Annotated in this window: 8 protein-coding genes; 7 read left to right on the forward strand and 1 reads right to left on the reverse strand. The window is 44.7% G+C overall.

Features of this window, described 5'->3' with window-relative positions; translation table 11 throughout:
- Nucleotides 1-9 precede the first annotated feature (9 nt).
- Both AC0L4K_RS03705 and AC0L4K_RS03710 read left to right on the forward strand, forming a co-directional pair.
- On the forward strand, nt 10-2,409 hold the full coding sequence (locus tag AC0L4K_RS03705) for an efflux RND transporter permease subunit (RefSeq protein WP_473268241.1): 2,400 nt from the start codon (nt 10-12) through the stop codon (nt 2,407-2,409).
- Nucleotides 2,410-2,441: 32 nt separating this feature from the next.
- Nucleotides 2,442-2,999, forward strand: coding sequence for a hypothetical protein (locus AC0L4K_RS03710; RefSeq protein ID WP_473268243.1), 558 nt, complete (start codon nt 2,442-2,444; stop codon nt 2,997-2,999).
- Nucleotides 3,000-3,096: 97 nt separating this feature from the next.
- On the opposite strand, the gene AC0L4K_RS03715 is transcribed toward AC0L4K_RS03710, so the two are convergent.
- Nucleotides 3,097-4,821: a sigma 54-interacting transcriptional regulator gene (locus tag AC0L4K_RS03715; protein WP_417228129.1), complete on the reverse strand. Its 1,725-nt coding sequence runs from the start codon at nt 4,819-4,821 to the stop codon at nt 3,097-3,099.
- Between the two features lie 811 nt (nt 4,822-5,632).
- Here AC0L4K_RS03715 and AC0L4K_RS03720 point away from each other — a divergent pair.
- The 5 genes from AC0L4K_RS03720 (at nt 5,633) to AC0L4K_RS03740 (ending at nt 11,779) form a co-directional block, all read left to right on the forward strand.
- Nucleotides 5,633-7,312 carry a bifunctional 3-(3-hydroxy-phenyl)propionate/3-hydroxycinnamic acid hydroxylase gene (locus AC0L4K_RS03720; RefSeq protein WP_473268245.1) on the forward strand — a complete coding sequence of 560 codons (1,680 nt, stop codon included), beginning with the start codon at nt 5,633-5,635 and terminating at the stop codon, nt 7,310-7,312.
- A gap of 1 nt (nt 7,313) precedes the next feature.
- Nucleotides 7,314-8,258 (forward strand): 3-carboxyethylcatechol 2,3-dioxygenase, encoded by a 945-nt coding sequence (locus tag AC0L4K_RS03725; RefSeq protein WP_417228131.1) that lies wholly within the window; start codon nt 7,314-7,316, stop codon nt 8,256-8,258.
- Nucleotides 8,259-8,297: 39 nt separating this feature from the next.
- Nucleotides 8,298-9,167 (forward strand): alpha/beta fold hydrolase, encoded by an 870-nt coding sequence (locus AC0L4K_RS03730; RefSeq protein WP_417228132.1) that lies wholly within the window; start codon nt 8,298-8,300, stop codon nt 9,165-9,167.
- Nucleotides 9,168-9,836: 669 nt separating this feature from the next.
- Complete coding sequence (gene arsB / locus AC0L4K_RS03735) at nt 9,837-10,859, forward strand: ACR3 family arsenite efflux transporter (protein ID WP_473268246.1); 1,023 nt, start codon at nt 9,837-9,839, stop codon at nt 10,857-10,859.
- Nucleotides 10,860-11,095: 236 nt separating this feature from the next.
- A complete protein-coding gene (locus tag AC0L4K_RS03740) occupies nt 11,096-11,779 on the forward strand; it encodes a response regulator transcription factor (RefSeq protein ID WP_417228134.1) in 684 nt (227 codons plus the stop codon).
- Nucleotide 11,780 lies beyond the last annotated feature (1 nt).

Consider the following 11,780-nt stretch of genomic DNA (forward strand, 5'->3'; position numbering starts at 1 on the left):
ATAATAAAAATGATACCTGAAGAAATTAATCCTAAAGATCATGATGGGTCTAGCTCTTTAGCTAGCTTTGACCATAAATCAGGCCCTATGATTGAACGCCTTATATTTAATAATCGACCAATTATTCTGTTGATCTGTTTAGCACTAACTGTGTTTTTTGGTGCTCAGTTATTTAATCTAAAATTGAATGCAAACTATGAACGAATGATCCCAGTTAATCATCCGTTTATTCAGAACTTCAATAAACATAAAGGCGATTTATCGAGCAGTGGGAATACACTTAGAATCGCTGTTTCGAACAAAGGTAAATCAATATTTACTTCTGAATATTTAGCTATATTACGTCAACTTAATGATGAATTATATCTGCTTCCAGGGGTTGATCGAGCCTATGTTAAATCGTTGTGGATGCCATCAGTTAGGTGGACGGCTATTACCGAGTTTGGTTTTGATGGTGGGGCGGTTATTCCCAGTAATTATAATGGATCTGAAAGTTCACTTGAGCAGGTTAGGATCAACGTAGAGCGGTCAGGGGAAGTCGGTCGACTGGTTTCTAATGATTACAGCTCAAGTATTATTCAACTTCCTCTATTAGGCATTAACCCTAAAACTAAAGAGGCGTTGGATTATGGCGCATTCTCCGTAGCGCTTGAAGAGCTGCGTTCAAAATACCAAGCGCAGGGCGTGGATATACATATTATTGGCTTTGGTAAAGTGGTGGGTGATCTCATCGCAGGCCTACAAGAAGTGATTCTCTTCTTTGTCATGTCTGTTATTGTTGCCGGTTTCGCTGTATTCCTTTTTACTCACTGTATTCGAAGCTCTTTGATCGTAGTGGGCTGTTCTTTAACGGCGGTCATTTGGCAGCTAGGGATTCTGTCTATCATGGGGCTAGAACTTGACCCCTATTCGATACTCGTACCTTTTCTCGTTTTTGCCATCGGGATGAGTCACGGTACTCAAAAAATGAACGGCATTATTATCGATATAGGTCGAGGCACCCATAAGCTTATTGCGGCTCGATATACTTTTCGCCGCTTGTTTATGGCGGGAATGACAGCATTAATCAGTGATACTTTTGGTTTTGCTGTGTTACTTATGATTGATATTGGTGTGATTAGAGAGCTTGCGTTGAATGCGAGTATTGGGGTGGGGATCTTGGTTATTACTAACCTGGCCGTCATTCCTGTTTTACTCAGTTATACCGGTGTATCTCCTCGTGCCGCTACCCGTGCGGTTAAAGATGATGTGATTGATATGCAGGATCAACAACATAGCAAGCATAAGATGTGGGCCTTCCTTGATCTTTTTACGCAAAGGAAATGGGCTGCAGGAGCGATTACAGGGGCTTGTTTGTTGGGTATTGTCGGCCTCTATGTCGCTCAAGACCTAAAAATAGGTGATTTAGACCCCGGGGCTCCTGAGCTAAGAGGCGACTCTAGGTATAACCTAGATAATGCTTTCATAACGAATAACTTCACTGTTAGTAGTGATATTTTTACAGTGTTAGTTGAGACTCAGAGTGGTTTCTGCGGGAGTTTTGAAGCGCTGTCTAAAGCCGAAGAATTAGAGTGGCGATTACGTCAGTTATCTGGCGTTGATTCGGTTGAGTCGATGGCGTCAAAAGGGAAGGCGGCATTAGTTGGATTAAATGAAGGGAATCTTAAGTGGTTTGAGTTAGTGCCGAATCAGAGGGTGTTGAACGGCATTATCAATTACACCCCGAGAGATCTATTTAACCAGAATTGCGATTTGCTTGTTGTAAATGCTTATCTACAAGACCATAAAGCGGAAACACTTAAGCGCATTGTCTCAACGGTTGAAGCGTTTGCCGTTGAAAATAATACCGAAAACGTTCGTTTCATCTTAGGGGCCGGTAATTCTGGCATTGAGGCGGCGACTAATATCGTCGTTAAACATTCAAATCACATTATGTTGTTTTGGGTCTATGGTGTGGTGTCGCTGCTTTGTTTGATAACGTTCCGTTCTTGGAGAGCGGTTCTAGTTGCTGTTTTGCCTCTTATGTTGACGTCAATTTTAGCGGAAGCATTGATGGTAATACTGGGCATGGGAGTTAAAGTTGCAACCTTACCAGTGGTAGCCCTAGGGGTGGGGATTGGTATTGATTATTCTCTTTATTTAATCGTGGTTCTGCAGGCCCGATTAAAAAGTGGAGATAGTCTATCTGATGCTTATTATCATACGCTTCTTTTTACTGGCAAAGTGGTTCTGCTAACAGGCTTCACGCTTTCTATTAGCGTTATAACATGGCAAATGTCTGATATTAAATTTCAAGCAGATATGGGGGTCATGTTAGCATTTATGTTCCTCTGGAATATGCTTGGTGCTTTGATCTTAGTTCCTGCTCTGGCGCGCTTCTTTCTTGTAAGAAAAAATAACGTTGTTTAAGTTTTTCCTGCAGTATTAAATCGAGGTTTCAAATGAATAGACGTGATTTTATAAAAATATTCGGTGCAGGTACTGCAGTTTTAGCGATCCCAGACATGAGTTTTGCAATGGATAGCACAAACGTAGATAGCCCATTGTTAACGGTTTTTGATGAACGCTTTGAAGAGGGTGATGGTTTAGTCCGTACATTAAGCGGCCCTAATAAAAAGGTTATTTCATTTAAAAATGATATCTCTACTGTTTGGTTTAGTGATATTCTTCCAGCCTTTAATAATGGACATAAAATTGTTGGTGTATCTCGTCCTGCTGAATATTTTATTTTAGAGCAGTTTCTTCTTGGCGAGGGTGCAGCACCGTTATATGTATCCGCTCATGAATATCGGAGTCATGGTATACTGCATAAAGTCCCAGAGGGAAGTCCTCTGCATAAGCTGGGTGTAGAACCCTCTTTTGAATGGGGTAGTGCATTGGCTAAGCAGTTAGTTTCGGAAAAGTTTTTTGCTGAAAATCAGCCTACCATACAGCTTATCTCTTCTCATAAAAAATCGTTGGAGAGTCCAGATGAGTTCTTTATTTGGCGGATTTCTTAAGGATTTTTTGTAAAATATATAAAAATAACCTGATGATAAACCTTATTTTTTATCTCAGGTTATTTGTGTTGATAGTTAACGTTTTAGTAGATGAGTATTAATTATTTTTTTGTGAATTAATTCTATATCGAATAAAATCTCTTTTTACACCTAACAATTCTGCTGCTTTTGTTATGTTGCCATCGGCTTGGCGGATAGCTGACTGGATAATACCTTGTTCGAAATCTGAAAAAGTAATTTTATTATCAATTAACTGGTTCATGGTTGGATCTTCAGACGCGATGATTTTTTTGCTTTTTAAATTGCCGGTGGGATCAACTTCCATTAGGGCTGTTTCAAGAATATTCTCATCGACAAATAGATGCTCAATATCAATAAGTTTTCCCTCTTCGGTCATGATGACTGCTCGTTCGATCAGATTTTCAAGCTCTCGAATGTTACCGGGATAGTCATATTGATATAAAACATCGGTGGCCATATCGGTGAAACCATGAATTTTTTTGTTGTGGCTTTTTGAAAAATTTTTCAGGAAAAAATCAATCAGTAGTGGGATGTCTTCCTTCCTGTTTCTTAAGGGGGGAATATCAATTGTAAAAACATTGAGTCGATACAGAAGATCTTTTCTGAATTTACCCTCTTTGACCGCCTGATTTAAATCAACATTGGTTGCTGTGATAATTCGGACGTCAATTTTTTTGACGTGAACGCTACCGATGGGTTCTATTTCTCGCTCCTGTAAGACCCGTAACAACTTAACTTGTGCTGATAGACTTAGAGTGCCTACTTCATCAAGAAATAGTGTTCCTTTATGTGCGCGTTCGAATTTACCCAAACGTGTTTGGTTTGCGCCAGTATAGGCACCGGCTTCTACTCCAAACAGTTCCGCTTCGATTAGATTTTCCGGTATCGCCGAGCAATTTAGTGAAATAAAGGGTTTGCTGGAACGGTCGCTTAATTCGTGTATAAGCTTCGCAAACTGTCCTTTACCTGTGCCTGTTTCACCCAGCAACAAGGCGGTCGTACGTGAGTTTGCTATCTTTTCCGCAAGGTAGCGTGCTGAAGTATAGGCAGCAGAAACCCCAATCATACGACTGTTTATTGATTTGTCGTGCGATGAATTTTTCTCCCCAACCTGATCGAGTTTATTGCTGAAAAAATGGGTTCTCAGCGCATTGAGCTCGTTTTGAATTTCATCGTCTTGCCATTCTTCAAGTAATTTGCCTTCCATTACGCAGTTGTCGTCACCATGTGCACGGCATTGAGTTTCTTTAAACACCATGACTCTTCCTAGGAAAGTTGATGTATAACCGGAGGCCATACCTGTATGAATCCAACAAACACCTTCATCCGACAGACCAAAGTTTTCGAGATGACTGTTGGCATCCATTGTGTCATGAAGTATGACTTTCGCTTCTGATACACCTGTTGCGTAATTTGCAGCGATCGCTAGAGGCTCAGTTCGTGTTAAGCCCGTCATGGTATGAAGCTGCGGTCCCAGCAAATATGAGTCTGTAGTGTTATGAGATAGCTGAAGTCTTTTGGCAATCATAGCTGTTTGGCAGCCAATATGGTGACCAAACCGAGTGAGAATTCCCCTCGCTTCTTCTATTCCTAGGCTGTCAATCAACTGTGTTCGTAACTTACTCAGTGTTTTTAAATGGACTAAGGTAACACGATCATTACCAAACCAGATTTTTCCTTCATTAGGGAAAAAACGTAGTTCCCTTGTCAGAGATTCAAGATAAGGGAAATGGGTAAGAATTTCTTCGGGGGTTTTTAAATTTACATCTGAATATTCTGTATTTTCAGCGTTAGGAACCATTGAATTTTCTGTTCTACTTATTGTTATAGGAAAGCCACTTTATTGTGCTACTAAATATTTCTGATGATATATAGTTGAGTCTGTAGATATATTGGCAGGCATACGTAGTTGTCAAATTGGTTTCAACTTAGGCGCTCAATATGAATTATAGACAGGTGAAGCGCTTTGCACACTATATATTTGTAGGTCAATTTTTTAATTGTTAACCATAGCAGCGGAGAATGATTTCAACAAGATATTCTAATGGATAACACTCATGAGCTATCGATAGAAGATAAGTGAAATTAATTGATTTTAGGATGAATCAACCGGCGGAGTGATTCAAAGCCATTTTGTACTTAGTTAGCTAAGGTGAGTTTATTACCGCTAATCAGGTGGTCAAGATTCTTGTATCTTTACAGTTATCCGCAGGTCGCCTGTAGGTCGGCAGAAGACCTAATGTCTAACGAAAAAACATTTCTTATGGCTGTAGATATAGCCCAGTTTTACAGGCTACAAAGAGATAGCCCTAAAGGCTCTCGCTTCTGTGTCTAGTACCTCCAATCCCCAGCTCAACTCGCAGATGGCCTTATTATTGGCAGTTTTTTCCATGTTCTTGCGAGTTAATGATTCGCATAAATGGTGCACTATGTGCACGATGCAGTTGGTTTTTATTGAGGGCTATTCAACGTAATTGATATAGTGATCGCGAAAATTACAAATAATAATGTCTGATCTGTGTCACTGAATAAGCCACAGATTTGGTTTCCTAGTGTTAGATGACAGACGGTTTATCCAGCGTTTACACACTTCTCCCGAACAAGGTGCTTGCATGACTGCCGACAATAAGACCAATGATGTATCGACCGATTATCTCTGTAAAGTAGCCATTCTAGGCGCTGGACCTGTTGGTTTGACTATTGCCAATTATCTTGGCCAAGCCGGTGTTGATGTCATCGTACTAGAAAGGCTCGACAAGCTGATTGATTACCCTCGTGCCATTGGTATTGATGATGAATCGCTACGCACCATTCAGTCTGTTGGGCTGATCGATGAAGTTCTGCCGCATACCACGCCACATCATGCTATGCGCTTTCTCACACCGAAAGGACGTTGCTTCGCTGATATTCAACCGATGACCGATGAGTTTGGCTGGTCGCGCAGGAATGCATTTATCCAGCCGCAGGTAGATGCCGTATTGTATCGTGGTCTTAGCCGCTTTAAGAATGTGAAAGTAATGTTCTCGCGGAATGTTCAAGCGTTCGAACAGGATGACAAAGGCGTCACAATTCATGCTGACGGCCCGGAAGGTCAGGAAGAATCCATTCGTGCCGATTATCTGGTTGCCTGCGATGGTGGTAATAGCTACGTGCGAAGCTCTCTGGGCATTAGCTTTGATGGAAAGACGGCTCCGAATCAATGGATTGTAGTTGATATAGCCAACGACCCATTGGCGACACCAAACGTTTATCTATGTGCTGATCCTGAGCGCCCCTATGTATCTGCTGCGTTGCCTCATGCGACACGACGCTTTGAGTTCATGGTGATGCCGGGTGAAACGGAGGAGCAGTTGAGCCAGCCGGAAAATATGCGCAAGTTGCTGGCGAAGGTGCTACCCAACCCGGATAACGTAGAGCTGATTCGTAGCCGTGTTTATACCCACAATGCCCGCTTGGCTGGTGAATTTCGTAAAGGTCGTGTGTTGCTCGCAGGTGATGCTGCTCACATCATGCCGGTATGGCAGGGGCAAGGTTACAACAGCGGGATGCGTGACGCGTTCAATCTGGCTTGGAAATTAGCACTGGTTGTTCAAGGAAGTGCCGGTGAGCAGTTGCTAGATAGTTATGAGGTCGAACGACGGGATCATGCCAAAGCGATGATTGACCTATCGGTATTGGCTGGGCATGTGCTGGCGCCTCCTAAACGCTGGCAGGGTACACTGCGTGATGGACTCTCCTGGGTGATGGGTTTTGTGCCTCCGGTGAAGCGTTACTTCCTAGAGATGCGCTTCAAGCCTATGCCAAAGTACGATCAGGGTGCATTGGTTGAAGTGAAAGAAAATATCAAGGGGTCGCCCGTTGGTAAAATGTTCATTCAGCCGAAGGTGCTGACGGAACAAGGTCCGATAGTTTTACTTGATGAAGTGATCGGTACTGGTTTTGCTGTTATTGCCTGGGGAACAGATCCAACTTGGGGGTTGAACGATAGGCAAGTTGAGGCTTGGAAAGCGCTCGGGGCTAAGTTCATTCAGGTGCTTCCAGACGTTCAGATGAAGAATGGCTGCGAGGTGGCGGATGGCGTGATTCGTGTGGGAGATGTTCAGGGCCGTCTGAAGGATTGGTTTGGTCAGTATCCAGCCTCTATTGCTGTTATTCGCCCGGACCGCTTTGTTGGAGCGGTTGCCATTCCCCAGACTCTAGGTCAGGTGACTGAGGATTATCTACGGGTGCTGCAGGCTACGCCGGTTTGTGCTGAGGATATATCTGCGCCACATAAACGTGAAGTAGCTTGATATGCCAGCATTATTACAATGTTTGTCTCATACCCCTTTGGTCGGGCTCGTGGATCCCGAACAAATGATACTGGATGAGGTCAGCGGTGTCGTGGCTACTGCTCGTAAGCGTATCGAAGCTTTTGCTCCGGAACTCGTATTGCTGTTTTCGCCAGACCACTATAACGGTTTCTTCTATGACATTATGCCGTCATTTTGCATCGGCACTGCTGCCCATGCGATTGGTGATTTTGGAACCGCAGAAGGCGACCTACTTGTGCCCGCTGATCTAGCCGAAGCGGCTGCTCAGTTTGTTATGGACGCCGGTGTCGACACTGCGTTGTCGCATAAAATGCAGGTGGATCATGGTTTTGCCCAGCCTCTTGAGTTTCTACTGGGCGGGCTGGATAAGGTTCCGGTGATTCCTGTATTTATCAACTCGGTTGCGGTGCCATTGCCGTCTTTTGAACGTGCTCGTTTGCTGGGTGATGCTTTAGGTCGCTATGCCGCTTCGCTTAACAAGCGAGTACTTATTATCGGTTCCGGCGGCCTGTCACACCAGCCGCCTGTGCCGGAACTGGCCAATGTCAATGCACACATGAGAGATCGGATGCTTGGTAGTGGCCGTAACCTGCCGACAGACGAACGGGAAGCTCGTACCCAAAGGGTTATCGACGCAGCTCGTGGCTTTGTCAACGATCAGAACTCACTGCTCCCTTTGAATCCAGAGTGGGATCAGTGGTTCTTGGATCTACTTGCTACTGGCCAGATGAGTGAGCTGGATACCATAAGCAATCAGGACGTTTCCGAAAAGGCGGGTAAGTCCGCTCACGAGGTAAAGAACTGGGTAGCTGCGGCTGCAGCGATGGCTGCTTTCGGGCCTTACCGGGAGGAGTCTCGCTACTATCTCCCGATTCCTGAGTGGATTGCCGGTTATGGCGCATTGACCGCTTCGGCAGTCAGTTAATCTCGGGATAACACATTTTAAAACTAGGGGTATTTGAGAATGTCACAGCAATGGACTGAAGCAGGAACCAGTAAATTTATTTCTATCAAGGAAGGCGATGCTGATTTGAACATCCACTACAACGACACCGAGAAAGGTGATCAAGTTGTGGTGATGCTACATGGCTCTGGGCCGGGTGCGAGTGGTTGGGCCAATTTTAATCGTAACATCCAACCACTGACAGACGCAGGTTATCGCGTAATTCTGATGGACAGCCCTGGCTGGAGCAAGAGTGATAGCATCGTTAACGACGGTTCTCGCTCTCACCTTAACGCCCGAGTCCTGAAGGGATTGGTTGACGGCTTAGGCCTGAAAAAAATTAACATTATTGGTAACTCTATGGGTGGGCACAGCGCTGTCGCTTTTGCCCTGGAATATCCAGAGTATGTCGATAAGCTAATCTTGATGGGAGGCGGCACCGGTGGCGGTAGCATGTTCACGCCAATGCCAGCCGAAGGTATCAAGCGTATTGGTAAGCTGTATCGCGAACCGACCATGGATAATCTTAAGGAGATGATGGATATCTTCGTCTATGACAGCAGCAGTATGACAGAAGAACTTTTCCAGACTCGTCTGGATAACATCTTAGCCCGCAAGGATCATTTGGAAAACTTTGTAAAGAGTATCCAAGTCAATCCTAAACAATTTCCGGACGTGGGCCATCGTCTTAATGAGATTACTAACGAAACGTTAATCTTATGGGGACGGGATGATCGCTTCGTACCCATGGATACGGGTCTTCGTCTAGTGAATGGCTTGCCGCGTGCCGAGCTGCATATATTCAACCGCTGTGGTCATTGGGTACAGTGGGAATTTGCTGACAAGTTCAATCGTATGGTGTTGGATTTCCTCAAGTACGGAATTAAGTAAGCTGTCAGCTGGTGCATAAAGCCAGCGAGTCTTGCGTTTCAGAATCAGGAGTTAGTTCCGAGTGCGCTTGAAACCAGTGTTATTGAAGATGAAACCTTTCACACTGCGTCGGTTAGGTCTTCTGCTGATCGCTGCTGGGTAAGGGGAGTGTTGAAGCAGGTACTCCAGCGACAGAATAGCTTGTACCGATGCTTTATGAGGCAGTGACTGAGATTGATACTCCTTTGAATGAAATCTGCGCATGAAAGAGCCTAGTTTAACGACTGGGCTTTTTATGCCTGAACTATGCAGGAGACTCTTTTGTTATTCTTGCTAACTAAAGTGAAGCTGGTTATCCCAAATTAGGTGGCTAAATGTGTTGTGTCATTACACGGGGTCAGTGCTAGCTATCTTGACATATATGTTTATCCATATATATTTGTTTGAATATACCTTTATCCATATGTGTTTACATAAATATGGCAATGTCTCCCTTACACTTTTATAAGTGTCTTTATATAGAGAGTTATGGCGGTTTGAGGCGATAGGGAATCGGCTTGAGCGGACGCAGGCTTTTTGCTGTTAGCGACCGTCATTTGTTGATTGGATAAGGCATAGGAATAGTGGCCTGATCGGCGATCAAGATCGATTGAGTATATGTTAGTTAAGGCATAGCCAAGGAGAGTTTGCGTGGGTAGTTTTGAACGATATCTTAGTGTATGGGTGGCTATAGCCATTGTCTGCGGGGTGGCACTGGGGAATCGCTTACCTGAATATTTTGAGTTGATTGCTTCCTGGGAATTTGCCCAGGTAAATGTGGTTATCGCGGTGCTGATTTGGTTAATGATCTACCCGATGATGGTGCAGATCGATTTTTCCTCATTGAAAGAGGTGGGTAAAAAACCTCAGGGTTTATTACTGACGCTGGTGGTCAATTGGTTGGTTAAACCTTTCACGATGGCATTCTTAGGTTGGTTGTTTTTTAAAGGAATATTCGCCGATTGGGTCGATCCGAAAACCGCGAGTGAATATATTGCCGGGATGATTTTATTAGGCGTCGCGCCATGCACGGCGATGGTATTTGTTTGGAGTCAGTTAACCAAAGGGGACCCCAATTACACCTTAGTACAGGTATCGGTTAACGATATTATTATGATCTTCGCCTTCGCGCCTATTGCCGGATTTCTATTGGGGGTCACGGATATATCGGTGCCTTGGGGGACTCTACTGCTCTCGGTCGTACTGTATGTGGTTATTCCATTGCTGGCAGGGGCGATCACCCGCAAGAAGGTTGATCGTAGCGATGATCATTCGGCACTTGAGCGCTTACTAGCGACACTCAAACCCTGGTCTGTGATTGGGCTGCTGACGACGGTGGTGTTGCTGTTTGGTTTTCAGGCGCAGACGATATTGGCTCAGCCGCAAGCGATTGTGTTAATTGCTATTCCATTGTTGATTCAAACCTATAGTATTTTTGCGATGACTTACTGGGTCGCTAGGAAAATGCGTTTGCCCCACAATATAGCCGCGCCAGCATGCATGATTGGTACCTCCAATTTTTTCGAGTTAGCCGTTGCGGTGGCTATTTCATTGTTTGGATTACATTCTGGTGCCGCGTTAGCAACGGTTGTCGGGGTGTTGGTTGAAGTGCCGGTGATGCTGAGTCTGGTTTGGTTTGCTAACCGAACTCGGCATTGGTTTGGGGCAGTATAACGATTTTTTACGCTAAGGCTGTCATCTAAGGTTTATACATAGTGCTGCTGAATGACGCCTTAGTTCAGCTCAGTTACATATTGGTGAGACTGTAATCCCCAAAATACAACAGCGTTCAAGTGAGCATACGAGCCGTCGCTTTATCGTGCTAGCGAAAATGACAAAGTTGTCATATTGATTGCGGTTGCGACGGCTCAGCTGAGATACTGGTTTGAGTCGTTTAAGGATGAGTCTCAATGAACCTGTTGCTAGTCGAAGATGAACAAAAAATTGCCGATTTTATCTGTGAAGGTTTGCGGGCAAAAAACTTCCACGTTACCCATTGTGCCGATGGTCATAAGGGATACGAGGCTGCGAGCAGTCAGGCTTTCGACGTTATTGTTCTTGATATTATGCTGCCGGGCCGCGATGGCCTAGATATTCTTGCCTCCCTTCGACAGATCGGGGTTGAGACGCCGGTTATTCTGCTGACGGCTCGAAATGAGTTAGGTGATCGTGTGCAGGGCTTAGAGATGGGGGCCGATGATTATTTGGCCAAACCTTTCTATGTGGAAGAGTTGAATGCGCGGATTCAAGCGTTACTGAGACGCCATAGCGGCAGAGCACAGCATCTGCTGGAAGTTGGTTCGCTGCAATTGGATTGCATCAATCGCAGTCTTCATTGCCAGGGGCAATCGGTGGAACTCACCAGCCGCGAATTTAGCCTGCTTGAATATTTGATGCGCTCGCCCAATCAAGTCTTAACGCGGGGCCAGTTGTTGGAACATGTTTGGGGTTACGATTTTGATCCCTGCACCAATGTAGTGGATGTCTGTATTAAGCGCATTCGTCGCAAGATTGCATCATTGGAAGGGGCCGGCAAGATGGTGGGCGCGATTGAATCCGTGCGCGGTACGGGCTATCGTTTAAGCGCAGGCTGAG

This window comes from Amphritea sp. GJ51-11 (genome assembly GCF_055808735.1).

Coding starts and splice junctions, on each gene's coding strand:
- AC0L4K_RS03705 (WP_473268241.1), top strand. CDS start 10: ATGATACCTGAAGAAATTAATCCTAAAGATCATGATGGGTCTAGCTCT.
- AC0L4K_RS03710 (WP_473268243.1), top strand. CDS start 2,442: ATGAATAGACGTGATTTTATAAAAATATTCGGTGCAGGTACTGCAGTT.
- AC0L4K_RS03715 (WP_417228129.1), bottom strand. CDS start 4,821: ATGGTTCCTAACGCTGAAAATACAGAATATTCAGATGTAAATTTAAAA.
- AC0L4K_RS03720 (WP_473268245.1), top strand. CDS start 5,633: ATGACTGCCGACAATAAGACCAATGATGTATCGACCGATTATCTCTGT.
- AC0L4K_RS03725 (WP_417228131.1), top strand. CDS start 7,314: ATGCCAGCATTATTACAATGTTTGTCTCATACCCCTTTGGTCGGGCTC.
- AC0L4K_RS03730 (WP_417228132.1), top strand. CDS start 8,298: ATGTCACAGCAATGGACTGAAGCAGGAACCAGTAAATTTATTTCTATC.
- AC0L4K_RS03740 (WP_417228134.1), top strand. CDS start 11,096: ATGAACCTGTTGCTAGTCGAAGATGAACAAAAAATTGCCGATTTTATC.